General features: G+C 60.9%; 24 protein-coding genes. 21 read left to right on the top strand and 3 right to left on the bottom strand.

Annotation, left to right across the window (positions count from 1 at the left end; genetic code table 11):
• Positions 1-155 precede the first annotated feature (155 nt).
• From rem to ABIE33_RS05035, 14 genes are all read left to right on the top strand, one after another.
• Positions 156-827 carry a transcriptional activator Rem gene (rem, locus tag ABIE33_RS05100; RefSeq protein ID WP_429122166.1) on the top strand — a complete coding sequence of 224 codons (672 nt, stop codon included), beginning with the start codon at positions 156-158 and terminating at the stop codon, positions 825-827.
• Between the two features lie 91 nt (positions 828-918).
• A complete protein-coding gene (locus tag ABIE33_RS05095; RefSeq protein ID WP_429122163.1) occupies positions 919-2,130 on the top strand; it encodes a flagellar hook protein FlgE in 1,212 nt (403 codons plus the stop codon).
• A gap of 23 nt (positions 2,131-2,153) precedes the next feature.
• Positions 2,154-3,569, top strand: a complete 1,416-nt coding sequence (gene flgK, locus ABIE33_RS05090; RefSeq protein ID WP_429122160.1) for a flagellar hook-associated protein FlgK — start codon at positions 2,154-2,156, stop codon at positions 3,567-3,569.
• Positions 3,570-3,571: 2 nt separating this feature from the next.
• Positions 3,572-4,624 (top strand): flagellar hook-associated family protein, encoded by a 1,053-nt coding sequence (locus ABIE33_RS05085; RefSeq protein WP_429122157.1) that lies wholly within the window; start codon positions 3,572-3,574, stop codon positions 4,622-4,624.
• A 35-nt stretch (positions 4,625-4,659) separates the two neighbouring features.
• A complete protein-coding gene (flaF, locus tag ABIE33_RS05080) occupies positions 4,660-5,007 on the top strand; it encodes a flagellar biosynthesis regulator FlaF (RefSeq protein WP_025425942.1) in 348 nt (115 codons plus the stop codon).
• Positions 5,004-5,453: a flagellar biosynthesis repressor FlbT gene (gene flbT / locus ABIE33_RS05075; protein ID WP_025425943.1), complete on the top strand. Its 450-nt coding sequence runs from the start codon at positions 5,004-5,006 to the stop codon at positions 5,451-5,453. Before flaF ends, flbT begins: the two co-directional genes overlap by 4 nt.
• A complete protein-coding gene (flgD, locus tag ABIE33_RS05070) occupies positions 5,444-5,860 on the top strand; it encodes a flagellar hook assembly protein FlgD (protein WP_429122154.1) in 417 nt (138 codons plus the stop codon). Before flbT ends, flgD begins: the two co-directional genes overlap by 10 nt.
• A gap of 7 nt (positions 5,861-5,867) precedes the next feature.
• The gene (fliQ, locus tag ABIE33_RS05065; RefSeq protein WP_025425945.1) at positions 5,868-6,134 is read left to right on the top strand and encodes a flagellar biosynthesis protein FliQ; all 267 of its coding nucleotides are present in this window, start codon (positions 5,868-5,870) and stop codon (positions 6,132-6,134) included.
• 112 nt (positions 6,135-6,246) lie between these two features.
• On the top strand, positions 6,247-8,334 hold the full coding sequence (gene flhA / locus ABIE33_RS05060) for a flagellar biosynthesis protein FlhA (protein ID WP_429122151.1): 2,088 nt from the start codon (positions 6,247-6,249) through the stop codon (positions 8,332-8,334).
• Entirely contained in the window at positions 8,331-9,083 is a 753-nt protein-coding gene (gene fliR / locus ABIE33_RS05055; RefSeq protein WP_429122149.1) for a flagellar biosynthetic protein FliR, read from the top strand. Before flhA ends, fliR begins: the two co-directional genes overlap by 4 nt.
• 4 nt (positions 9,084-9,087) lie before the next feature.
• A complete protein-coding gene (locus ABIE33_RS05050) occupies positions 9,088-9,501 on the top strand; it encodes a hypothetical protein (RefSeq protein ID WP_429122146.1) in 414 nt (137 codons plus the stop codon).
• Between the two features lie 113 nt (positions 9,502-9,614).
• Positions 9,615-10,166: a rod-binding protein gene (locus ABIE33_RS05045; protein ID WP_025425949.1), complete on the top strand. Its 552-nt coding sequence runs from the start codon at positions 9,615-9,617 to the stop codon at positions 10,164-10,166.
• Between the two features lie 14 nt (positions 10,167-10,180).
• A complete protein-coding gene (locus tag ABIE33_RS05040; RefSeq protein WP_025425950.1) occupies positions 10,181-10,549 on the top strand; it encodes a hypothetical protein in 369 nt (122 codons plus the stop codon).
• Entirely contained in the window at positions 10,549-11,115 is a 567-nt protein-coding gene (locus ABIE33_RS05035; protein WP_429122143.1) for a hypothetical protein, read from the top strand. Before ABIE33_RS05040 ends, ABIE33_RS05035 begins: the two co-directional genes overlap by 1 nt.
• A gap of 7 nt (positions 11,116-11,122) precedes the next feature.
• Here ABIE33_RS05035 and ABIE33_RS05030 read toward each other — a convergent pair whose 3' ends face one another.
• Positions 11,123-12,112, bottom strand: coding sequence for a glycosyltransferase family 2 protein (locus ABIE33_RS05030; protein WP_429122141.1), 990 nt, complete (start codon positions 12,110-12,112; stop codon positions 11,123-11,125).
• 159 nt (positions 12,113-12,271) lie between these two features.
• Between ABIE33_RS05030 and ABIE33_RS05025 the strand changes: the two genes are divergently transcribed.
• From ABIE33_RS05025 to ABIE33_RS05015, 3 genes are read left to right on the top strand one after another with little or no spacing between them, the layout of a single operon-like run.
• Positions 12,272-13,504, top strand: coding sequence for a glycosyltransferase family 4 protein (locus tag ABIE33_RS05025; protein ID WP_429122138.1), 1,233 nt, complete (start codon positions 12,272-12,274; stop codon positions 13,502-13,504).
• Complete coding sequence (locus tag ABIE33_RS05020) at positions 13,501-14,316, top strand: WecB/TagA/CpsF family glycosyltransferase (RefSeq protein WP_429122135.1); 816 nt, start codon at positions 13,501-13,503, stop codon at positions 14,314-14,316. The genes ABIE33_RS05025 and ABIE33_RS05020 overlap by 4 nt, the downstream gene beginning before the upstream one ends.
• Positions 14,310-15,206, top strand: coding sequence for a DUF6492 family protein (locus ABIE33_RS05015; RefSeq protein ID WP_429122132.1), 897 nt, complete (start codon positions 14,310-14,312; stop codon positions 15,204-15,206). The genes ABIE33_RS05020 and ABIE33_RS05015 overlap by 7 nt, the downstream gene beginning before the upstream one ends.
• 13 nt (positions 15,207-15,219) lie before the next feature.
• On the opposite strand, the gene ABIE33_RS05010 is transcribed toward ABIE33_RS05015, so the two are convergent.
• Positions 15,220-16,515 (bottom strand): lipopolysaccharide biosynthesis protein, encoded by a 1,296-nt coding sequence (locus tag ABIE33_RS05010; RefSeq protein ID WP_429122129.1) that lies wholly within the window; start codon positions 16,513-16,515, stop codon positions 15,220-15,222.
• Positions 16,516-16,656: 141 nt separating this feature from the next.
• Here ABIE33_RS05010 and ABIE33_RS05005 point away from each other — a divergent pair, with 141 nt between their 5' ends.
• The gene (locus ABIE33_RS05005) at positions 16,657-18,684 is read left to right on the top strand and encodes a GumC family protein (protein WP_429122127.1); all 2,028 of its coding nucleotides are present in this window, start codon (positions 16,657-16,659) and stop codon (positions 18,682-18,684) included.
• Between the two features lie 197 nt (positions 18,685-18,881).
• Positions 18,882-19,781 carry a bifunctional methylenetetrahydrofolate dehydrogenase/methenyltetrahydrofolate cyclohydrolase FolD gene (folD, locus tag ABIE33_RS05000; RefSeq protein ID WP_429122124.1) on the top strand — a complete coding sequence of 300 codons (900 nt, stop codon included), beginning with the start codon at positions 18,882-18,884 and terminating at the stop codon, positions 19,779-19,781.
• A 151-nt stretch (positions 19,782-19,932) separates the two neighbouring features.
• Here the strand turns inward: folD and ABIE33_RS04995 are convergent, their stop codons facing one another.
• Positions 19,933-20,964 carry a LacI family DNA-binding transcriptional regulator gene (locus ABIE33_RS04995; protein WP_429122121.1) on the bottom strand — a complete coding sequence of 344 codons (1,032 nt, stop codon included), beginning with the start codon at positions 20,962-20,964 and terminating at the stop codon, positions 19,933-19,935.
• Between the two features lie 290 nt (positions 20,965-21,254).
• Between ABIE33_RS04995 and ABIE33_RS04990 the strand changes: the two genes are divergently transcribed.
• Both ABIE33_RS04990 and ABIE33_RS04985 read left to right on the top strand, forming a co-directional pair.
• Positions 21,255-22,613: an ABC transporter substrate-binding protein gene (locus tag ABIE33_RS04990; RefSeq protein ID WP_429122118.1), complete on the top strand. Its 1,359-nt coding sequence runs from the start codon at positions 21,255-21,257 to the stop codon at positions 22,611-22,613.
• 139 nt (positions 22,614-22,752) lie between these two features.
• Entirely contained in the window at positions 22,753-23,763 is a 1,011-nt protein-coding gene (locus ABIE33_RS04985; RefSeq protein WP_429122115.1) for a carbohydrate ABC transporter permease, read from the top strand.
• Position 23,764: the final 1 nt, after the last annotated feature.

Genomic DNA, 23,764 nt, shown 5'->3' with positions numbered 1-23,764 from the left:
GATCGTTAACGTCTAGCCACTAGATGTAGATCAAATCGGCGCGACATGGTTAATCAATTATTAATTCCACCCATTAACTTCCTCTAGTTGTTCATGAATCCCTCGATTCGTACCTCTCAATCAGTGCGGTGCCATACTGATTCGGAGGCGGACGAATGATCGTAGTGGTTGATGATAGAGAACTCGTGAAAGACGGCTACACGTCGCTTTTCGGGCGTGAAGGAATTCCCTCGACGGGCTTTGATCCCAAGGAGTTCGGCGAGTGGGTGAATGCGGCGGCAGATTCGGATATCGACGCGGTCGAAGCGTTTCTGATCGGCCAGGGCGACAGCACCTTTGCGTTGCCGAGGGCGATCCGCGACAGGTCGATGGCGCCGGTCATCGCCGTCAGCGACACACCCTCGCTCGAAAACACGCTGGCGTTGTTTGACTGCGGCGTCGATGACGTCGTTCGCAAGCCGGTTCATCCCCGCGAGATCCTGGCGCGCGTTGCTGCGATCCGCCGCCGTCTGAAGGCGATCAACAACTACACCGACATCGGTCCGATCCGCGTCTTTGCTGACGGACGTGATCCGGAGATCAACGGCGACGCGTTCGCATTGCCGCGCCGCGAGCGCCGCATTCTCGAATACCTGGTCTCCAACCGCGGCCGCCGGGTCTCCAAGTCCCAGATTTTCAACGCGATTTACGGCATCTTCGATGAAGACGTCGAGGAGAACGTCGTCGAAAGCCACATCAGCAAGCTGCGCAAGAAACTGCGCAAGAAGCTCGGCTTCGACCCGATCGATTCCAAGCGTTTCCTTGGCTACTGCATCGACTGGAACTAAGGCGCGCTCGAGCGGCCAAGGCGGTGCCTAAGACAGGTTCACGCAAGGCCCGCTTCCTAGTGTCGCTGCAACATGGAAATGAGGATCCGATATGAGTCTCTATGGCAGCATGAGAACGGGCGTCTCCGGTATGAACGCTCAGTCGAACCGTCTCGGCACTGTGGCTGAAAACATCGCGAATGCGAACACGACCGGCTACAAGCGGGCCTCGACAGAGTTCTCATCGATGATCCTGCCTTCGGGCGGCGGCAACTACAATTCCGGCGGCGTCGAGACCCAGGTGCGCTACAGCATCTCGCAGCAGGGCGGCACGAGCTACACGACGTCCAGCAGCGACCTCATGATCAACGGCGGCGGCTTCTTCATCGTGCAGGGCAACGGCGGCGAGAATTTCCTGACCCGTGCCGGCTCCTTCGTTCCCGACAAGGACGGCAACCTTGTCAACACCGCCGGCTTCAAGCTGATGGGTTACGAATACAAGGCTGGCGCCGACCCGACGGTCGTGGTCAACGGTTTCGACGGTCTGACGGAAGTCAAGCTCAAGGACGAAGGCCTGGTCGCCTCTGGCTCCACCAAAGGCGCGATGGATGCGAACCTTCCCTCGGGCGCGGCCATCAACGATCAATCGAAGACCTCGATGGTCGTTTACGACAGTCAAGGCAATACCCGCATCCTCGATTTCACCTACACGAAGACAGCTGCGAACGCCTGGAGCCTCAACGTCGTCGATCGCACGTCGGGCACCCCTATCGGTACCCAGACCATGACGTTCGATGCGGCCGGCAAGCGCCTTACGGCCACGCCCGCCACGTTGACGACGACCGCCATCACGAACCTTCCCGGCACGGGCGCCAACCTGGGCGCCCTGACGATCGACACGACAAAGACCACGCAGCTCGGCGGCGACTTCACCAGCAGCGGCGGCGGCATCGACGGTTCGAAGCCGAGCAAGATGTCGGGCTTCGAGATCGACAAGGAAGGCGTCGTCTACGTCAAGTACGGTGACGGCAACCTCATTCCGAAGTTCCGCATTGCGCTCGCGACTGTGCAGAGCCCGGACAGGCTCCTGCCGCAGTCGGGCAACGTCTATTCGCAAGGCACCGATTCCGGCGTCATCGTCACCGGTTTTGCCGGCTCCGGCGCTTTCGGCAACATCCAGTCCAAGGCGCTCGAAAACTCCAACGTCGATATCGCCAACGAACTGACCTCGATGATCGAGGCGCAGCGCAACTACACGGCAAACTCCAAGGTGTTCCAGACCGCGTCGGACCTGCTTGAAGTTCTGGTCAACCTGAAACGGTAATTGAAAGAGATACGGTCCGCGTCATGTCGCTGTCCTCCGCAATATCCATCGCACAACAGGCCTTCAGCAACACGGCGCAGCAAACCGCAACCGTGTCGAAGAACATCGCAAACGCGGGCAACGCGGACTACTCGCGTCGGCTTGCGCTGCTCGGGAGCACTGCGAACGGCGCGCAGGTCGTATCCATCTACCGTGCCCAGAACGAGGCGCTGCTCAGACAGAGCATCGCCGGCATGGGCGAGGCCTCTGGTCAGGCAAGGCTGCGGGAAGGGCTGGAACTGATGAAGTCGGCGCTCGGTGGCAACAGCTACGAGACGGCGCCTTCCAAGCTGCTCGCCGACTTCCGCAACAGCCTTCAGACCTTCGCCGCGACCCCCGGCAACAAGACGATCGCCGCTACAGCTGTGTCCGACGCCGGGGACCTGGCGGATTCGCTGAACAAGGCTTCCAAGTCCGTTCAGGACATGCGCGAGAATGCCGACAAGGAAATCGCGCTGGAGGTCGACAAGCTGAATGGCTTGCTGGCGGAATTCGAAAAGGCCAACAATGCCGTCAAGGCGGCAACGGCCCAGGGCACGGACCCGAACGACGCGCTCGATCAGCGCGACAAGATCCTGAAGCAGGTTTCCGAGATCATCGGCATTTCGACGACCACGCGCGGCAACAACGATACCGTGATCTTCACCACGGACGGGACCGTTCTGTTCGAGACCATGCCGCGCTCGGTCACCTTTGCCCCGCAGAACACGTACGACGCGACCACCGTCGGCAACAAGATCTACGTCGATGGCGTGCCGATCGCAGCCGGCACCGGTGCCGATACTACGGCCAAGGGCAAGCTTGCCGCGCTGGTGCAACTGCGCGACGACGTCGGGCCGAAATTCCAGTCGCAGCTCGACGAGATCGCTCGCGGCCTGGTGACGATGTTCCAGGAAGGTGGCCAGCCAGGCCTGTTTACCTGGGGAAGCCCCGGTATTCCTGGTGTCGGTATCGTGCCCGGCATGGCTTCCAAGATCACGGTCAACGCGCTTGCCAAGGCCGATCCGCTGATGCTGCGCGATGGTGGTTTCGACGGCACGTCGAACAACCCCACCGGCAATGCAGGCTATACCGCCTTGCTCGATGGCTTCATCAACAAGATGGGTGAGAACATGCCGTTCGACCCAGCGACTGGCCTCGACAACAACAGCAGCATCCTGAACTTTGCGACCAGTTCGGTCGGTTGGCTGGAGCAGTTCCGCAAGACGGCATCGACCGCCGACGACAACAAATCGGCGCTTCTGTCGCGCACGGCGGAAGCTCTGAGCAAGCAGACGGGTGTCAGCATCGACGAGGAATTGTCACTGCTGCTCGATCTCGAACAATCCTACAAAGCATCGGCCAAGCTGGTCAGCACCGTGGACGCCATGATGGCGGCCCTTATGGAAGCTGTGAGGTAATCATGAAGACGTCCTTCGTTTCAAACTTGGCGATTCAGACCGCCATGCGTCTGACAATTCAGCAGACTCAAGCCGAGCTGCTGCGACGCACCCAGGAAAGCACGAGCGGCATTCACTACGACATCGGTCTGACGCTTGGTGCGTCGACGTCGCGGTCGCTCAATCTGCAGCGCGAGCTGGACCGGATGGGCGCCCTGAAGGGCACCAACGCCGTGGTCACGCAGAGGCTTTCCGCCTCCCAGGGCGCACTCGAGACGATGCAGAAGGCGGCCGAAAAGGTGCGCGACACCCTTGTTACCTACAAGGGCAACGACAGCGTCGATGCGATGAAGATCCTGAAGTCCGAGGTAAACGGCGCGCTTCAGATCTTCACATCCGCGGCCAACACCTCCTTCAACGGCGAGTTCCTGTTTTCGGGCATCAACACCGACGTCAAGCCGCTGGCCGACTACAATTCGGTGCCCCCGTCTGCGGCCAAGGCTGCCTTCGATACTGCGCTCAGCAGCTACATGACGGCAAACAGCCTCACCGACATGAGCCAGTTTACGCCGACGCAGATGCAGGATTTCATTACCACCAAGCTCGAGCCGATGTTCATGGGCACGGATTGGGATGCCAACTGGTCTGATGCGTCGGACCAAAACATGACGAGCCGCATCAGCGCCAGCGAAGTCATCGAAAGCTCGACCAACGCCAACACCAAGAGCTTCCGGATGTTCGCGCTCGCAAGCGTCATTTCCACGGAACTGATGGACAAGAACGTCAATTCGCAGGTTCGCAGCACGCTCAACAACGCCGCATTCGGCTACATGGAGCAGGCGATTGCGGGATTGAACGGGGAGCGCAGCTCGCTCGGTATCTCCGAGTCGCGCGTCAAGAAGGCGACGACTTCGCTGGAGGCGCAGGAGAAGCTCGTCAAGACCCACATCACCGACATCAACGGCATCGATCCGGAAGAAACGGCGACGCGCGTCAACATGTTGAAGACCCAGCTCGATACATCCTACGCGCTGACGTCGAGACTGCAGCAGATGAGCTTGCTCAACTACCTCTAAGAAGAGGCGACCGGACAAACATGAAGGATGTCTGAATGTACCAATTTTCCTATGCCGAGATCATGGAGGACGGCGTTGCCGACTCCAAAAATCGAGAGCGGCAGGTACTCGATCGCTCGATTGCGCTCCTTGAAGCGGCAAGACAGCAGAACGGGTATTCGAGAGAAGCCATCGAGGCGATCTATTTTACCCGCCGCGTCTGGATCCGCTTCATCGAGGATCTTCGCGCTCCGGAAAACCAGCTCAACGAAGAGCTGCGTGCCAATCTGATTTCGATCGCCATCTGGATACTCAACGAGACGGAAAAGATCCGCAAACGCGAATCCTCCAACTTCCAGGGCATAATTGACATTACCACCATCATCAGGGATGGACTGAAATGAAGAGCACACTGCGTATCTCGCTGAAGTCGGGCGAAAGAATTTTTGTAAACGGCGCGGTGCTTCGCGTTGACCGCAAGGTCGCCGTGGAATTCCTGAATGACGTGACCTTCCTGCTGGAAAACCACGTGCTTCAGCCGGAAGATGCAACGACGCCGCTGAAGCAGCTCTACTTCATCGCCCAGATGATCCTGATCAACCCGGAAGGTGCGGAGCAATCGACCGCCATGTTCCGCAAATCGGTCGTCATGCTGCTCAATTGCTTCAAGAACGAAGAGATTCTCGCCGAGCTGAAGCGGGTCGACGGCCTGGTCACCAACGGCCGCGCCTTCGAAGCTCTGAAGGCGATCCGCGGGCTCTACGCCATCGAAGACCGCATCCTCAACACGCAGGAAATCACGCCGGCCACGGTCGAGCAGATTCGCAAGGAGATCGCACCATGGCGGTAAGCGGCGTCAACAACAACACGAGAGACTACACCCCGAACGTCTCGGGGGCTGACGCCGGCAACGACGCCAATAACGCGGCGCTGAACTATGAGAGCTTCCTCAAGCTGCTCGTGGCCCAGATGAAGAATCAGGACCCGACGCAGCCGATGGACGCCACGCAGCAGATCGCGCAGCTCGCGACCTTCTCGCAGGTCGAACAAACGATCAAGACCAACAAGAACCTCGAGAGCCTGCTGCAACGCACATCGCTCAGCGAGGCGGATGCGGTGATCGGCAAAACTGTCACCAATGCCGACGGTACGATCACTGGCGTTGTCAAGGAAGTCAAACTATACTCTGACGGAATCATTGCAGTGCTGGATAGCGGCAAGGAGCTCGTTATCGGCCCAGGCGTCAAGGTAAAGTGATACCCTTATGAATGAGGCGGATGCCCTCGATATCGTGCAGGCTGCGATCTGGACCGTGATCGTGGCCTCGGGGCCCGCCGTTCTCGCCGCGATGATCGTCGGCGTCGTCATCGCCTTCATTCAGGCGCTGACCCAGGTTCAGGAAATGACCCTGACTTTCGTGCCGAAGATCCTTGCCGTGATGATCACGGTCGCCGTTTCCGCGCCCTTCATCGGCGCCCAGATCTCGATCTTCACCGATATCGTCTTCTCTCGTATCCAGTCCGGATTCTGATCGCGCCGTCGCGCTACCACCTTCGCGCAAGCTTGGGCCTTTATCTCCAGTCTTAAGATTGGGGCAGCGCGTGTGAATGCTGCCCGACCTCTCATGAAGAGACGGAAGAGACATGGCACAGCAAGCAGCGTTGATCATCCCGAAAGTAGCACCAAAGGGCCGGGATATCGGCTTTGCGCTCGGGATTGTGGCGATCCTGGCAATTCTCTTTCTGCCGATCCCGCCGTTCCTGATCGACATGGGGCTGGCGTTCTCGATCGCCTTTTCGGTACTGATCCTGATGGTGGCGCTGTGGATCCAGCGGCCGCTCGAATTCTCGTCCTTTCCGACGATCCTGCTGATCTCAACCATGGTTCGCCTGGCGTTGAACATTGCAACGACGCGCGTCATCCTCTCTCACGGTCATGAAGGTCATGGTGCTGCCGGCGGCGTCATCTCCGGTTTCGCCAGCCTCGTCATGTCCGGCGATTTCGTCATCGGCCTGATCGTCTTCCTCATTCTGATCACGGTGAACTTCATCGTCATCACCAAGGGTGCGACGCGTATCGCCGAAGTCGGTGCGCGCTTCACCCTCGATGCCATCCCCGGCAAGCAGATGGCGATCGACGCCGACCTTTCGGCCGGCCTGATCGACGAGAAGGAAGCGCAGCATCGTCGCCGCGAACTTGAGCAGGAAAGCTCGTTCTTCGGTGCGATGGACGGTGCGTCGAAGTTTGTGCGCGGCGATGCGATCGCCGGCCTGATCATCACCGCGATCAACATCTTCGGCGGCATCATTATCGGCTATCTGCGCCATGACATGCCGATCGGCGAAGCGGCCGACGTCTTCGTCAAGCTTTCCGTCGGCGACGGTCTGGTCTCCCAGATCCCGGCGCTGATCGTTTCGCTCGCCGCCGGCCTGCTCGTGTCGCGTGGCGGAACCGCCGGCTCGACGGACCAGGCGGTTGTCGGGCAGCTCGGGGGCTATCCCCGCGCTTTGATGGTCGCCTCCGGTCTGATTATCCTGCTTGCGCTGGTTCCAGGCCTGCCGTTTTTCCCGTTTGCCGTTCTCGGCGGCGGCATGGCATTCCTCAGCTGGATCATTCCGCGCCAGATCGAGGCGGAGAATGCGGCGCGCCGGGTGGAGGAAGCCGCCACGGCTCAGCAGGCCAAGGACGGCGAGGCAGACTCGGTCAAGTCGGTGCTCAAGACGGCGGAGATCGAATTGCTGCTCGGCAAGCAGGTTTCGACCCGACTGCTCGGCGCGCACCAGGAACTGGCCTTCCGCGTCGGCAAGATGCGTCGCAAGTTTGCCGGTCAGTACGGTCTCGTCATTCCGGAAATCAAGGTTTCCGACGACATCAGCATCCCGGACAAGGCCTATCACGTCCGCATCCACGGCACGACGATCGCATCGAACACGGTGCGTGTCGGTGAAGTTCTGGTGGTCACCGGCGGCGGCCGTCGTCCGAGTGTGCCGGGCGACGAGATCCGCGAACCCGCCTTCGGCATGCCGGCGGTTTCGATCCTGGAGACGTTTACCGAAGACCTGAAGCGCGAAGGCTTCCACCCGATCGACAACGTCTCCGTGGTGCTGACGCATCTTTCGGAAGTGATCCGCAACAACCTGCCGCATCTCTTGTCCTACAAGGACGTGAAGGTGCTGATCGATCGGCTGGATCCGGAATACCGCAAGCTTGCAGATGAAATCTGCACCTCGCACATGTCCTATTCCGGGCTGCAGGCGGTTTTGAAGCTGCTGTTGGCGGAGCGGGTATCGATCCGCAACCTGCACCTGATCCTCGAAGCGGTGGCCGAACTCGCGCCGCATGTCCGCAAGACCGAGCAGATCGTCGAGCACGTGCGCGTGCGCATGTCGCAGCAACTGTGCGGCGACCTTGCCGACAACGGCATCCTGCGCGTCCTGCGCCTCGGCAACAAATGGGACATGGTGTTCCACCAGGCGCTGAAGCGTGATGCCAAGGGGGAAGTCGTCGAGTTCGATATCGATCCGCGTCATCTCGAGGAGTTCAGCGAGCAGGCGACGAAAGTTATCCGTGAACATCTCGATCGCGGCATGCCGTTCGTACTGGTAAGTTCGCCCGAATCCCGCTCTTATGTCCGCATGATCATCGAACGTCTTTTTGCCACTTTGCCCGTGCTCTCGCATGTCGAGCTTGCCAAGGGACTCGAGATCAAGATCATCGGCTCGATTTCATGATAACCGACCCCGAGGGCACGGTGCTCGCACTGTTTGCGGCATTCTGCCGGATCGGGGCGTGCATCATGATCATGCCGGGGTTCTCGAGCGCGCGCATTCCCATGCAGATCCGGCTGTTCATCGCGGTCGCCATCTCCATGGCGATCCTGCCCGTCATGTGGACCGATATCTATCCGCAGGTGACCGGCAAGGGGCACACCTATATCTACCTGATCGCCGCCGAAACCGCCGTCGGTGCGGTCATTGGCCTGGTCGCGCGCTACTATGTGCTCGGCCTTCAATTCGCCGGCACGACGATAACGATGCTGATGGGTTTCAGCCCGCCGCCGTCGTCGGATGTGATCGAAGACACGGCGGAAAACCAGATGACCAGCATGATCAGCTTTGCCGGGCTGATGATCCTGTTCATGCTCGATTTCCACCACGTGATGTTCGAGGCGATCGTCCAGTCCTACCGGGTCATGCCGATCGGCAGCGCCTTCGATCCGCAGGGCGTTCTCATCACCCTGACGGATTCGCTCGAGCAGACCTTCATGATCATGTTGAGGCTCGCGAGCCCCTTCCTGATCTATGGCCTTTTGTTCAACGTCGCCATCGGCATGGTCAACAAGCTGGCGCCCCAGATCCCGATCTACTTCATCTCGCAGCCCTATCTGATCATGGGCGGCATGTTCCTGCTCTATCTCGGTATCGCCGCCATGCTGCGCCTGTTCGGCGACGGCTTTGCGCCGGTCATGCAAGGGGGATAGCCAGGTGAAGACGCGGTCGCAGAAACTCAAGCGCCTGGTGGCCGTCCAGCGCCATCTCGAGCAGATGGCAGAAGCCGACTTCGTCGAGATGGTGCGGCAGCGCGAGGTGCTGGCCGAGACGATCGATGTGGTCGTCGACGCCATGGGGTCGGCGCATCCGATGCACCGGATGTTCTCCGGCCACTATTCCTCGCAGGTCGGGCGCCTCGTGCAGAAGGACCAGATGCTGTTCGGCATCCAGCAGACGCACGAAGCGCGCATGCTGAAGGAGCGGGCCAAGGCCGACCGGCTCGAGGAAAACATGAAGGATGCCCGGCAATCGGAAGACCGGGAAGAGGCCGACAATTCCGTCTATGACCTGATCGATCAACACGTTGCCGGCCAAGCGCCAGCTTCCGGTAAGGTTGACGGGCGATAGTACGACATCCGGAACGCTCCGCCCCATGTGGTGGGACGCTCGGTCGAGATGTTGAACGCGCGATTGTGCCGGCCCGAATTGGGGCGTGCCCGCCGTTGTCGAGAGGATTTGTCATGGCTATCTCTCCGCCCAGCGATCTGGTGATGGATGTCGTGCGTGCGGCCGATCCGGCCGAGGTGCAGGAAGCGCAGGCACGGCTGAAAGCCAACCGCGCCGCCTTCCAGGCGACGAGCCTTGCCGAAAACGGCAACGGTTTCGCCGCCGCCGTCAACGTCCTCAACTCTTCGGAAGGATCGAGCGGTCTCGGCGACATCAACAACCGGGTCGAGCAGAAGAAGGTCCCCGAGACCTATCGCAAGTTCGAAGCGATGATCCTGCAGAATTTCGTGAAATCCATGCTTCCGAACGACAGCGAGAACGTTTTCGGCAAGGGCACGTCCGGCGACATCTGGAAAAGCATGATGGCCGAGCAGATCGGCGACGTCATCTCCAAGAGCGGTGGCATCGGCATCGCCGACCAACTGGCCGCTGGCGATGCGCGCGAGCGCGTCAATGCCTCGCTCGATGGCAACAGCCGAAACCTGGCCGCAAGCCTCGTGCAGGAATACGAGCGCAAGACGCTCACTGGCTACACGACTGAAGACGATAAAAACAAACAAGCTTAATTGGGAGTTCATTTATGGAAGCTGTGGCATCCAACGACGTCCGGATCCAGAACGTGCTCGGCCGGCTGGAAATGATCATCGACAATGAGAACAGCCGCATTGGTGTCGATCCGGAATTCGATATCAAGACGTCGAACGCGCACAAGAGCCGTTGCCTCTACGAACTGACGATGCTGCACCGCGATACGCTGCCGGGTGAGTTTTCGCCGGCCTTTGCGTCGCAGACCCGTCACCTGCGCGACAAGCTCGAAATCAACTCGCAGAAGGTCGAAGCCCACCTCGACGCCGTGCGATCCGTCGTCGATCTGCTGAAGACCGCCGCCCAGGACGCCGATGCCGACGGCATCTACTCCGAAGCGCAGTTCCGCTATAGCGATTTCTAATGCTGAAGCTCGTTCTCACCGGGGTTTGGGTCTGCGCCGTCACGCTCGGATCCGTCTATTATTCCATGCAGAGCGCCTCGGCGCCCGTCGTCTCGGATGCGGAAGCAACGCGGCGTGCATCGGAGCAATATGTTCCGGGAGAAATGATCACGGTCCCCGTCATCAAGGACGGGGCCGTGCAGGGCTATTTTCTGACCAAGCTATCCTTCTCGGCAACGAAGGAAGGCATCAACAACCTGCGGGCGCCGCTTCGGCAGATGGTCACCGACCAGCTTTACGACATGCTGGTCGGCTCAAGGTTCATTGATGTCGGCGACACCGGCACGTTCGACCTGTCGACCTTCAAGGTGACGGTGAAGGACGGGCTCAACAAGAAGCTTGGCGGCGAGGTGATCACCGAGGTTCTTGTCGAACAGCTCGAATATCTGACCAAGGACGACGTCAAGCGCGTGGCCAACGCCCAGAACGTCCCGCGTCAAAAGCCGGTCGCGATCGTCGACAAGAACGGCAACGTCGCCAATGACAAGTTGCCGGATGGTGCCGTCAACGCCAGCAGCGGCCACTGATTGCCTATCAGTTCTTTTCCGGGTTGCGGTATTGTTCGTTGATCAAGCCGAACTCCGCCATCAGCCGACCGACCGCCACGTAGAAGTGGTAAAGCCCGGCCGAGAACAGACCGGTCTTTCTCCATAATTTGATGCCGCGCGGGAGCGAGGCGCCGAGCAATGCAAGCGACTTCCCGAAGGTTTTCACCCTTCCGTCGAAGCTTGGATCCCGGCGATGTTCGAGCATCGTCGAAATCGCTCCGTTTCTAAGGCTTCGCGCGCGGATCCATGATGCGCTGGTGCGCCGTGCCGGAACCGTTTCCGCCACCCAAGCCTCCTTGGCCCAGGCGAACGAAAACCCCTTCTCTTTGCTGCGGCTGTAGAAGTCGGCGTCGCCGCCACCGATGAAGTTGAAGGCCGGGTCCAGAAACGGCCGCGGCATGGCGTCGAGAACCCGACGCGTCACCAGCACGTTGCCCGAGGAATAAAGGATCGGTACCGGCCCGGTCGTTTCATAGTGGGGCGTAAACACCGGGTGCCGCTTCCACTTCTGCCCGGTCATATCCTCGAAAACCGGCAGCTGCGGGCCGCCAACCATGTCGGCCTCGGTTGCTTCCTGTGTCGTAATGAGGCAATCGAGCCATTCGGGCGCGGCGATCTCGTCGTCGTCGATGATGGCAATGGCGCGCAGGTTGGGGTAACTTTCAAGCGCTGTCGCCCAGCCGGCGTTGTAGGCGTAGCAGTTTCCGCGCTGGTGGGCGATGATGACGATGGAGTCGGACGGGTGTCCGAGAAAGAAGTCCTTCGCCGCTAACGCACCTGCCAGACCTTCATCGTCGTTCTCGACGACGATGGTGGCAAAGGCAACGTCGGGCCGTTGGGAAACAATGGTTTTCAGGGTCTTGATGACATGTTCCGGCCGACGAAAGGTCGGCAGCACGACGACGAGTTCGATGTCACCGGCGTCTTCCAACTCGGTCCGGAAATAGACGGAAATATCCTGGCCGATAGACGTCATCGTGAAACCTGTGCGAGCGGATTGCTGGCAAGTACTAAAGCAAATCTTCCTAAACAGATGCTGAACCGGGAAAACGACTTTTGAATGAATGCCTTAAGCGCTCCTTCACCCCGCGCTGCTAAAGAGAGAGGCAATGCTCCATCCATGACGTGTGGCAAAATGCATCTGGTCCTGGTTTCCTCGCTCGTTCCCGTAGACAATCCCGCCTCCGGTTTCGATATCGCCAATCGTGCGGTGCTTGACGGTCTGCTCGCGCTTGGCCATCGGGTCAGTGTCATCGGCTTTCTGCAGCCTGGACGCAGCCCGGCGCCCGACTGCGAGATGCACCTGCTTGGCGAGCTGGAAGTGACCAATGCCAAGGTCGGCCGCCTGCAAAAGCTGAGCTGGCTTGCGACCGCTTTTCTTAATCGCACCTCGGTGTCGTCAGCCAAGATGCTTGGCGTCTCGGCAGGCCGGATCCAGTCGATCCTCGGCGGGCTTGCACCCTTCGACGGCCTGGTGCTCAATTCCGTGCAGCTTCCTGCCGCCTTCGCGCAGGTTTTCCGTCCCTATCCGTCGATCTATGTCGCTCACAATGTCGAGGCCGATTCCGCCTTGGAGAATGCCGAGCGCGCCAAGGGGGCGCTCGAACGGTTCCTCTTTCGGCGCGAGGCGTCCTATCTCGAGCGCTACGAGCAGCAACTGGCGCAAAATGCTGTCGCATTGTGGACCTTCGCCGAGGCGGACCGTCTCGGTTTCGGTCGTGCCGTTTCCGACCGGGCATTCGTGCTGCCGCTGGTTACCGGCTGGGATGCGCCGATTGTGCCGGACGTGCAGCGCCAGCAGGACCTTAGCCTGATCGGCACCTGGAGCTGGCGGCCGAACCGGCTCGGCCTGGACTGGTTCCTGGATCAGGTCGTGCCTCATCTTCCCCAGGACATGTCGATCGCGATCGCCGGACAGCTGGATGGAACGCCCGTCGTTTCGCATCCCGGCATTCGCTTCGTCGGTCGCGTGCCGGACGCCCGCGCCTTCGTTGCGGCCAGTGCCGTCGTGCCGCTGATCAGTCGTGGTGGCACGGGGGTACAGCTGAAAAGCATCGAGACTTTCGAGCTCGGTATGCCGTCGGTTGCCACGCAGGCTTCGTTGCGTGGCATCGAGACGATCCCGGGAAATTGTGCGCCGACCGACGATCCCCGGGAGTTTGCCCGCCTGCTGGTCGAAAAGGTCGACCGCGCGCGCGCCGGTCTTCCGCAGCGCCTGGACGGCGCGGTGTTCCACCGGGCTCAGAAAGCCAGGATGATGCAGGTGATGCGGGATGTGTTGCCCCGCCTTGCTGCAAATGGCACAAGCGCGCAGGAGGGGCCGCAGGTGCGGTCACGATTGAAGATCCACGACGGAGGACGGTCGTGACCATATCTGCCGCCGCCTCGAACATTGCGGTATCGCAGCGCATGATCCTGGGCATGCCGGTCGTCGATCTCGGCTGGGCGAATGCCTTCGCCCTGGCGAGCGACGCGGTTTCTCGCGGGAGTGGTCAGGTGAGCCTTGCCTTTCTCAATGCGAACAATGCCAACCTGATGTTGAAGGACACTGAATATCGGGATGTGCTGCGCCGCCAGATCGTATTTCCCGATGGCCATGGCGTCGATATCGCCTCCTATCTGTTCCATGGACGCATGTTCCCGGCCAATCTCAACGGAACCGATTTCGTTCCGGCGTTGCTGACCTATCTCGAGCGGCCGGTGCGGGTCGCGATGATCGGCGCCCGGCCGGACGTGTTGGCACGAGCGGCCGAGAATTTTCGCAGGCACGCGCCTTGGCATGAATTTCTGCCTGTTTCGGACGGGTTCTTCGACCGCAACCGGTCGCGCGAGATTTTGGCCGACGTGCGGGCTCTGAGGGCTGATATTCTGCTTGTGGCGATGGGCAGCCCGATGCAGGAGAAATGGGTCGATACCTATGTCGGACCGCAGGACGCACGGCTGGTGATCACCGTCGGCGCGCTGTTCGATTTCGTCGCCCAGGAGTTCCCGCGTGCGCCGAAGCTTCTGCGCAAGCTGCGGCTCGAATGGTTCTACCGGCTGGCTCTTGAGCCGAAGCGCATGTGGCGCCGCTATGTCCTCGGCAACCCGCTGTTCCTGCTGCATGTATTCCTGCACAAGCTGACGGGCCGCGCTCGAAAAAGCGTCGGCAACGCGCACCTCGGAGCGCGAAAATGCTGACCGAGCCCTCCATGCGAACCGCGATCGTCACGGCGTCCTACGCCAATGATTTCGAGCGTTGTCGGTTGATGTGCGAAAGCATGGATCGCCGCCTGCAGGGTGACTGGGTGCACTATCTGCTCGTCGCCCATTTCGACGTCACGCTTTTCCGGCAACTCGAAGGATCGCGACGGCAGGTCATCGACGAGCGCGATCTTCTGCCCTGGTGGCTGCGTCCCGTCACCGACCCGCTCTCGGGTGGGCGCCGCAAGATCTGGCTCAGCCCTTTCGGCCTGCCGCTTCGCGGCTGGCACGTTCAGCAGCTTCGACGTCTGGCGCTTGCCCGCCATATCGATGAGGCGGCGATGTTCGCAGTCGATTCCGATGTCGTCTTCCTTCGCGATTTCGACCCCGCCATACTCTGGCGGGACGGCCGCCTGACGCTGTATCGCAAGGATGCGGCGATCGACGCGAATATGCGCTCCAATCATCTGGCATGGCTTGCGCATTCCGATCGGCTTCTCGGTATCGGCCCCTATGGGCTGCCGGCCCCCGACTACATCAATACGTTGATCGCCTGGCGCAGCGACACATGCCGCAAGCTCGTCGAGCATGTCGAAGCGCTGCATGGCCGCAACTGGGTTCGAGCGGTGACAAAAACACGCGCCTTTTCCGAATGCACGATCTATGGCCGCTTCGTCGACGAGGTGCTGGGCGGGCAGGGGCACAGGCCCTCATCCGATGCGCTTTGCCACGTGCTCTGGTTCGACGACAGCTATCGGCAGGGTATTGCCGGCCTGAGGGACTTCCTTAGGGATATGGCGCCGCACCAGATCGGCATCGGCGTGCAGTCGTTCGTCGGCCACGATCTGGACGACATCCGCAAGGCGGTCGTCGAACTCGCGGCCTGATACCGACCGCGCGTCAGATGACCCGGCTGGCCGGCGTGCTCAGCGCCGTATAGGTCAGGCCGACGGATAACACATACAAAACCAGGAAGATCAGGTTGAGCGATGGCGCCCACTCTGCGACATCCGTGGTTGTCGTCAGCAGCAGCGCAAGCAACCCCACTTTCACCACGCCCGCGACCAGCAGGTTGGCCATGCGCCGCACGGTGCGTCCGGTCGCATAGAGCAGTTCCGAATGATACTCGATCAGATTGCGGAATGATGGCACCAGCAGGATCATCGCCATGATCGGTGCGGCGGCCGAGACGTTATGGCCTAGGCCATTCGGGAAAACGTAGAGATAGACCGCCATTGCAGCGATGGCGAGGAACGATGCAGCGGCAATCGCAAGCTCGATCGACAAGCGAACCGGCCAGCGGGCGATCGCTTCGGGCGTGCGCATGATCCGCTGAACGAGCAGCGTGTTAAACGAGCGCACCGGCAGGGCTGTCAGGTCGGCAAGTCGCATCAGGATCGCGTAGATGCCGGAAACGGCGGGCCCGCCGATCGCCAGCACAGCGATCTTGTCGAACTCCGACTGGATGTAGAAGAGGATTTCGGCGCCGGCGACCGAGACCGAATCGGCCCAGCGGCGAAAATAGAGCCGCGGCTGCCAGCGAAAACGCACCCTCGGGTAAAACAGCGCGAGCGCGACGACGAGGCTGATGGCGTTGGCGACGAGATAGAATTGCGACCAAGCGCCAAGTGTCTTGACCTGCAGCAGGGCAAACAGCAGCGCCGCTGCTGTGCGGATTGCCGTGGCGATGACGACAAGCAATGCGCCGCGGCCGAACCGTCCGAGGCCGTTGAGAACGATGACCGCCGTTTCGAGCCCGCGCCAACAGATGATTTCGGCGGCCATGAAGGCCGCAAAGGTGCCTGCCGACATGTCGCGTGAAAAAAGCGCGATGAAGGTGCCGGCGCAGATCAGCGCGATCAACGGCAGGGAAAGCAACGCGCCAACAAGAAATCCGGCACTGTAGGTGCCGACGAGAAGCGGCTTGACCGTGGCCACACGATAGAGCGGCGACATGAAGCCGAAGGCAAGCACCCGTGAGATCATGATGCCGGCCGCTGATGCCGTGGCAAAGAGACCGAAATCGGAGATGGAGAGCGTGTTGGCGACAGCGATAAAATAGGCAAGCGACAATACGAGCCGTCCCGCCGAGCCTCCCGTCATCGAGAGATAGGCGTGAACAAGCGCCCTGTGGCGAAGATAAAGCGCTTTGATGCGGTGGAGCACGATCGAACTTCCAGTAGTCTCTCCCGTCATAGGCGGGAAAGCTTAATAAGGCGTGAGATCAACCGTTTCTGGGGTTGGTTCTTTCTCCAAAATTAACCATTTGTTTTCCCTGTTTCCTTAGGTTGAATTCACTATTCGGAATTCGCCATCTCGGCAGCCGCGGGATAAGTCATGTTCAACGTCGACGACGAAAAACGCCCGGTTCCGCGTGCATCGTTGCTCGATATCGCAGCAGGGAGCCCGCGGGTTTCCGCGCGCGCGCAAAAGCCCGATGCCAAAGACCGCGGATCCGCCGGCTCGTCGTTGCTCGACCGCTTTGTCGAGGCCGAACAAATGGCCGCGCAGCCCGGCAATGCCGCGCCGCGGCATGCAGCTCGCCCGGCATCCCAACCCAAGATACCATCGGTACCGAGCGGTGCGGCTACCCGGCCCCCGCCGAAGCGCGGCCTTGGCGGCGCGGACGGCAAGATTGCGCGCTGGCTGGCTGGCCGCGACGCAGATGACACGTCCGGTGGTTCGGGTGGAGACGCGCCGCCGCCGTCCGGTGACAGGCCGCTCGTCGACATCAAGGCCGTCCTTCGCTCCGTCTGGCAGGTACGCTTCGTTATTGCAGCCACGACGATACTTGGCGCCGCCGCCGGCGTCGCGATCGCCCTGTCGACACCCAGCATCTACCTCTCGGAGAGCAGGCTCTATATCGACCCGCGCGAGGTTCGGCTGACGGATTCCGATCTCTCCAAGCAGTCGCTGGCGACGGAAGCCATTCTTGCGCTGGTCGACAGTCAGCTCGAGGTTCTGCGCTCCCGCACCGTGATGGAGAAGGTCGCGCGCGATCTCGATCTGCAGAACGATGCTGAATTCTCCGGAACCGGTGCGGCGGAGGGCGAAGTCTCGCCGCGCACCTTGCAGAAACTGAGCGACGCCATCCGCGTCTGGCGCGATCCCAAGACCTTCATCGTCATCGTCGAAGCGCAGAGCAGAAGCCCGCAGAGATCGGCGCTGATCGTCAACCGCCTGGTCGAAACCTTTCTGGGCGAGGAGACGGCGGCACAGTCCGGCTTCTTCCAGAAGACCACCGCGGCGCTCGATCAGCGTATCTTCGAACTCAAGGCCGAACTCGATACCGCTGAGAAGGCGATCGAGGAATACAAGGCGCGCAACGATATCGTCGGCGCCGGCGGAGAACTGATCGCCGACAAACAGCTGCTCAGCCTCAGCGATCAGGTCGCGGCGGCGCGCAACCGAATAGCCGATGCAAAGGCGAAGGCTGACGTGTCCGGCAAGGTCCGGCTCGATGACGTGCTGACCGGCGCCTTTCCGGAGGAAGTCGGCTCGATGGCGCTCGCCGAGCTGCGCAAGCAATATGCGGCCACCAGAGCACAGTTGAGCTCGCTCGATGCGAGCCTCGGGCCCCGTCACCCGCAGCGTATTGCCGCCGTGCAATCGCTCGAATCCTCTCGCGCCGAGATTGCCCATGAACTGCGGCGCATTGCGGCGACCGCCCAGACCGAACTCGACCGCGCCGAGCGTGCGGAGCAGGATCTGGTCCGGCAGTTCGCAGCGCAAAAGGCCCGCCAGATCAATTCGTCCGGCGAGATGGTCGAGCTGCGTGAATTGCAGCGAAATGCCGCCGCGACCCGTGAAATCTACGAATCGTTCCTGAAGCGCGCCAGCGAAACGCGGGAAGAAGAAAAACTGACGGCCAAGAACATCCGCGTCGTTTCGCGGGCGGAGCCCGCCTTGCAGCCCAAGGGGCCGTCGCGCAAGATCATCGTCATCGGCGCGACGATGGCGGGCTTTTTCGCCGGTTTCGGCCTCGGCATCCTGCTCGGGATCTACCGCAGCCTGAACGGGCTGTTTGTCGGGCCCAGGGGCGCCCCGCCTGAAACGGTCGACCCGGATCCACCGGAGCCGGGCACCGACCCGGACCCGATGCCCAGCACGCGCAATGAGCAGGAACAGAGGGGGCGCGAAGCAGATCTGCCGCCACCATTCTCCCCGGCAGCTCATCATGCGCAGTCGCTAACTGCCGCCTATCTCGCCTCGCGCGAGTTGGCAAGGCAGGCTTCCTCGACAAGACTTTCGCCCCTGGCTATCGAGCCCGAGGACGATCTCGGCATCGCCAAAGTGCAGGACGATCTTCGTGCGCTCAGGTCGCGCGTCGAGAGCTACTCACGCCAGAAGGTCGCGCGTCGCTGAGCCACAGAACTTGCTGGAGCGAGCAAGGCAGCCTGTCAGCGATGAGAGGAAATGTCGCGGCCTGCACCGCAAACGTGTCTCTGGCCATGCCGACCCCTTGCATTTATGCGTTTGGGACAGCATAGGGCGCTTTGAGGCAATCGCCTTTCCCGAGGCGAATTAGAGTGTGCCGCGAACAGGAAGCCAGGAGGAATGCCGTGACGACTGTGATTGATGGCAAGCAGGTCGCCGCTTCGGTCATCGAGGCCGTGAAATCCGCAACACAGGCGCTCGAAACCGATGCAGGCGTGCGCCCCGGTCTCGCGGTTGTGATCGTCGGCAATGATCCGGCAAGCCATGCCTATGTGTCTTCCAAGAGCAGGATGGCCAAGGAGTGCGGCTTCCAGTCGGTCCAGCACACCTTGCCGGAGGAGACGACCCAGGAAGATCTGGCGGCATTGGTTGCCAAGCTCAATGAAGATGCGACCATTCACGGCATTCTCGTTCAGCTCCCGCTGCCGAAGCATCTGAACTCCGAACCGATCATCCAGTCGATCCTGCCGGAAAAGGACGTGGACGGCCTGCATGTCGTCAACGCGGGAAAGCTGGCGACTGGCGATCTCGAAGGCGGTTTGGTCTCCTGCACGCCCGCCGGCGCGATGGTGTTCGTGCGCCAGACCCATGGCGAAGACCTTTCGGGCCTGAATGCTGTTGTCATCGGTCGCTCGAACCTTTTCGGCAAGCCGATGGCGGCCTTGCTTCTTGCCGCCAACGCGACGGTGACGACGGCGCATTCGCGCACAAAAGATCTGCCGGCGGTCTGCCGCAATGCCGATATTCTCGTGGCGGCTGTCGGTCGTCCGGAGATGGTCAAGGCGGATTGGGTCAAGCCCGGCGCGACCGTCATCGATGTCGGCATCAACCGCGTGTCCGCACCAGAAAAGGGCGAAGGCAAATCCAAGCTCGTCGGCGACGTCGCCTTTGCGGAAGTGGAAAAGGTCGCGGGCGTGATCACGCCGGTACCGGGCGGCGTCGGCCCGATGACCATCGCCATGCTGATGGCAAACACCGTCATCGCTGCCTATCGCAAGGCGGGCCGCAAGTCGCCGCGCTTCTGATCGGCAAGGTTTGCGCGACATTTGACGCGCCGGCTTACTGCATAATTCCTCAAATCGGAATCGATTTAAGGAAAAATTATGCAGCAGGTTTCAAGCGTTACAGCGTCCTTTGCGCGTCATATTTGACGCGCGGCGCTGTAGCGGCGCGTTTTCATTTCTGCGGGGCGGGGCCGGTTGAGGCGCGGACGATCAATTCGGCGCGCCAGAGTTCCTGGTCGGGATAATCGCCAATCTTCAGGATGCCGGCGATCAGCCGGGTCGCAATGCGCCCGCCGGCAGCCCTTAGCGACGACCGTGTCGTCGTCAGCGGCACGCTGAAGTTTTCCGGCTTCAGCATCGGCAACACATCGTCATGCGCAATCAGCGAGATGTCGCGGCCCATCGCAAGTCCCGCCTGGTTGATGGCCCGGACTGCGCCGAGCGCCAGCACGGTGCTCGAACAAAGGACGGCGGTCGGTGCGTCCGGTTGCTGCAGGAAGCGCTGCATGCTGCGATAGCCGTGTTCGTCGGTCATCAGCGAGTGATGGACGAGGGCCTCGTCGAGGTTCAAGCCGTGCTCGGCCAGCGCCCGGGCCATGCCTTTCATGCGGCGGATGGAAAAGCTCAGGTAGTCCGGCCCGTTGATCAGCGCGATCCGCTGATGGCCGAGCTGGATCAGCAATCGCGTCGCATCATAGAAGGCGCCGGTGTTGTCGATGTCGAGGAACGGATAGTCCCGCGTCTCGCCGATCGAGCGTCCGTGTACGACAAAGGGCATGGAGAGCGATTTCAGCATCGCGATGCGCGGATCGCTGGCGCGCATATAGGCGAGGAATAGCGCATCGACATTGCCGCTGGCGGCAAGGCGCTGGAAGGTCGCCTCTTCATCCTCCGGCGCACTGGGATTGAGCACAAAGTGAAAGTCGTGCTTGACCGCTTCCTCGCCCAGGCCGGCCAGGAACTCGCCGAAATGCACGTCGGAATCGATGCCGGCCGCAATCGGCATGACCATGCCGATCGAATAGGCCTTGCCGGTGGCGAGGCGCTGGGCAGCCCGGTTCGGCCGATAGCCTGTTTCGCGCACGGCCTGCAGCACGCGCTGGCGGGTTTCCGCATTGACTTCCGGATAGCCGTTCAGCGCCCGGCTCACTGTCGTCTGCGACAGGCCGAGCAGTTCCGCGAGCTGCTTGAGATTGACCGCCATGGTCAATTTTCCTCCCAAAGCGCTTTGGATATCCGTATGATTTTTATGGTTTGATCCAGCGCCCTCAATTTCTGTAACACTCGTTTTTCATCATACAAAGCGGAATTCGCCAGCTTCGCGCTGCAAAAAGTTGCCGCAAAGCAAAATACTGTCGCGTGAAGGCCGGTGAATCGAAAGCTCTTGACTCCTGGAGTGTCGCAATGGTTTGTTAGCAAACTCAAAGCGCTTTGAATTTTGCGCGTTGATGATCTGCCCGGCGGGATCCGGGTTCATCTTGGGAGGAGAACACCGTGAAGAGATCATTTCTGTTGAGCGTGGCCGCGCTGGCGCTGTTTGCGGGCGCTGCCGGCGCTGCGGATCTGAAGTTCAAGCCTGGCGAAGATTCCAAATTCAACTGGGCGAGCTTCGAGGAATTCAAGAAGGGTCACGACCTCAAGGGTCAGACGCTGACGATCTTCGGCCCCTGGCGCGGCGAGGACGAGGCGCTCTTCAAGAGCGTCTATGCCTATTTCGTCGAGGCGACGGGCGTCGAGATCAAGTATTCGTCCTCTGAAAACTACGAGCAGCAGATCGTCATCGACACCCAGGCGGGCAGCCCGTCCGACATTTCTGTTCTGCCGCAGCCGGGTCTCATCGGCGACCTGGCGTCCAAGGGCTACCTGACGCCGCTCGGCGATGACACCCAAAAGTGGCTGCTCGACAATTATGCGGCCGGCCAGTCGTGGGTCGATCTCTCGACCTACAAGGGCAAGGACGGCAATGCCGCCCTTTATGCATTCCCCTACAAGATCGACGTGAAGTCGCTGGTGTGGTACTCCCCGGAAAACTTCGAGGACGCCGGCTACGAAGTGCCGAAGACCATGGAAGAGCTGAAGGCGCTTACCGAGAAGATCGCCGCCGACGGCGGCAAGCCGTGGTGCATCGGTCTCGGCTCGGGCGGCGCGACCGGTTGGCCGGCCACCGACTGGGTGGAAGACATGATGCTGCGCACGCAGCCGGCCGATGTCTACGACAAGTGGGTCAAGAACGAGATTCCGTTCAACGATCCGGCGGTCGTCGGCGCGATCGACGAGTTCGGTTGGTTCGCCAAGAACGACAAGTTCGTCGACGGCGGCGCGGCAGCGGTTGCGTCTTCCGACTTCCGCGACAGCCCGAAGGGGCTCTTCGCATCGCCGCCGAAGTGCTACCTGCACCACCAGGCGTCGTTCATTCCGTCCTTCTTCCCGGAAGGCACGGTGATCGGCGAGGATGCGGACTTCTTCTACATGCCGCCTTACGAAAGCAAGAAGGACCTCGGCAATCCGGTTCTCGGCGCCGGCACGTTGGCGATGATCACCAAGGACACGCCGGCGGCACGCGCCTTCATCGAGTTCCTGAAGACGCCGATCGCGCATGAAGTCTGGATGGCGCAGACGAGCTTCCTGACGCCTTACAAGAGCGTGAACGTCGATGCCTACGGCAACCCGCCGCTGAAGAAGCAGGGCGAGATCCTGCTGAACGCGACGACATTCCGCTTCGACGGTTCCGACCTGATGCCCGGCAAGATCGGCGCCGGCGCCTTCTGGACCGGCATGGTCGATTTCGTCGGCGGCAAGTCCGCCTCCGACGTTGCCGATGGCGTTCAGAAGGCCTGGGACGCAATCAAGTAAAGATGGACGGCGGGCGGCGCAATCGCCGCCCGCCCTGTCCTTTGGGTCCGCTGAACGCTCGGTGCTGCGAGGCCCCAACGAGAACGGCGACAATCGCCATGCCCTGCACGCAAAGTGCATTTCAGGGGAGGGACATGTCATGCAACAGCTCGTCTTTGCGGTAGGAACGATGCTGGCCGGGGTTCTCGGCTGCGCCGCCTACTTCTGGGGAACCAGCTTCATTCTCGATCTGATCTTCCCGTCGAAGGGGCGATCCGGTGTCGAAGCGTCGCGCAACCTGCGCATCACCAATGCCATCCGGCCATGGCTGTTTCTCGCCCCGGCACTGTTCGCGTTGACGATCTACCTCATCTACCCCGTGATCATGTCGGTCTGGTTCAGTCTGCATGATCGCGCCGGGCAAAACTTCGTCGGTGCCAGCAACTACATCTGGATGCTGAACGACGGCGAGTTTCGCCAGTCGATCTTCAACAACTTCCTCTGGCTGCTGGTGGTTCCGGCGCTCGCGACCTTCTTCGGGCTGGTGATCGCCGCTTTGACCGACCGCATCTGGTGGGGCAACATCGCCAAGACGCTGATCTTCATGCCGATGGCGATTTCCTTCGTCGGCGCCGCGGTCATCTGGAAATTCATCTACGACTATCGCGCCGAGGGCACCGAGCAGATCGGCCTCCTGAACGCGATCGTCGTCGCCTTCGGCGGCGACCCGCAGGCCTGGATCACGCTGCCCTTCTGGAACAATTTCTTCCTGATGGCCATTCTGGTCTGGATTCAGACCGGCTTTGCCATGGTGATCCTGTCGGCCGCTCTCCGCGGCATCCCGGAGGAGACGGTCGAGGCTGCCGTGATCGATGGCGCCAATGGCTGGCAGATCTTCTTCAAGATCATGGTGCCGCAGATCTGGGGCACGATCGCCGTCGTCTGGACGACGATCACCATCCTCGTCCTCAAGGTGTTCGACATCGTTCTGGCGATGACCAACGGCCAATGGCAGAGCCAGGTGCTCGCCAATCTCATGTTCGACTGGATGTTCCGCGGGGGCGGCGACTTCGGGCGCGGTGCGGCGATCGCCGTCGTCATCATGGTCCTCGTCATCCCGATCATGGTCTGGAACATCCGCAATGCGGCCAAAGAAATGAAGGGGCACTGAG

Source organism: Ensifer sp. 4252 (assembly GCF_050434565.1).
Taxonomy (GTDB): domain Bacteria; phylum Pseudomonadota; class Alphaproteobacteria; order Rhizobiales; family Rhizobiaceae; genus Ensifer.
This window is presented reverse-complemented; position numbering and strand designations above follow the sequence as displayed.

Bases quoted from the DNA above. Each gene is read 5' to 3' on its own strand.
- ABIE33_RS05045 (WP_025425949.1), top strand. From the start codon at position 9,615: ATGGCTATCTCTCCGCCCAGCGATCTGGTGATGGATGTCGTGCGTGCG.
- ABIE33_RS05010 (WP_429122129.1), bottom strand. From the start codon at position 16,515: ATGACGGGAGAGACTACTGGAAGTTCGATCGTGCTCCACCGCATCAAA.
- ABIE33_RS05095 (WP_429122163.1), top strand. From the start codon at position 919: ATGAGTCTCTATGGCAGCATGAGAACGGGCGTCTCCGGTATGAACGCT.
- flhA (WP_429122151.1), top strand. From the start codon at position 6,247: ATGGCACAGCAAGCAGCGTTGATCATCCCGAAAGTAGCACCAAAGGGC.
- ABIE33_RS05085 (WP_429122157.1), top strand. From the start codon at position 3,572: ATGAAGACGTCCTTCGTTTCAAACTTGGCGATTCAGACCGCCATGCGT.
- ABIE33_RS04985 (WP_429122115.1), top strand. From the start codon at position 22,753: ATGCAACAGCTCGTCTTTGCGGTAGGAACGATGCTGGCCGGGGTTCTC.
- flaF (WP_025425942.1), top strand. From the start codon at position 4,660: ATGTACCAATTTTCCTATGCCGAGATCATGGAGGACGGCGTTGCCGAC.
- ABIE33_RS05030 (WP_429122141.1), bottom strand. From the start codon at position 12,112: ATGACGTCTATCGGCCAGGATATTTCCGTCTATTTCCGGACCGAGTTG.
- flgD (WP_429122154.1), top strand. From the start codon at position 5,444: ATGGCGGTAAGCGGCGTCAACAACAACACGAGAGACTACACCCCGAAC.
- flgK (WP_429122160.1), top strand. From the start codon at position 2,154: ATGTCGCTGTCCTCCGCAATATCCATCGCACAACAGGCCTTCAGCAAC.
- ABIE33_RS04995 (WP_429122121.1), bottom strand. From the start codon at position 20,964: ATGGCGGTCAATCTCAAGCAGCTCGCGGAACTGCTCGGCCTGTCGCAG.
- flbT (WP_025425943.1), top strand. From the start codon at position 5,004: ATGAAGAGCACACTGCGTATCTCGCTGAAGTCGGGCGAAAGAATTTTT.
- ABIE33_RS05035 (WP_429122143.1), top strand. From the start codon at position 10,549: ATGCTGAAGCTCGTTCTCACCGGGGTTTGGGTCTGCGCCGTCACGCTC.
- ABIE33_RS05025 (WP_429122138.1), top strand. From the start codon at position 12,272: ATGCATCTGGTCCTGGTTTCCTCGCTCGTTCCCGTAGACAATCCCGCC.
- fliQ (WP_025425945.1), top strand. From the start codon at position 5,868: ATGAATGAGGCGGATGCCCTCGATATCGTGCAGGCTGCGATCTGGACC.
- fliR (WP_429122149.1), top strand. From the start codon at position 8,331: ATGATAACCGACCCCGAGGGCACGGTGCTCGCACTGTTTGCGGCATTC.
- ABIE33_RS05040 (WP_025425950.1), top strand. From the start codon at position 10,181: ATGGAAGCTGTGGCATCCAACGACGTCCGGATCCAGAACGTGCTCGGC.
- rem (WP_429122166.1), top strand. From the start codon at position 156: ATGATCGTAGTGGTTGATGATAGAGAACTCGTGAAAGACGGCTACACG.
- ABIE33_RS05005 (WP_429122127.1), top strand. From the start codon at position 16,657: ATGTTCAACGTCGACGACGAAAAACGCCCGGTTCCGCGTGCATCGTTG.
- ABIE33_RS05015 (WP_429122132.1), top strand. From the start codon at position 14,310: ATGCTGACCGAGCCCTCCATGCGAACCGCGATCGTCACGGCGTCCTAC.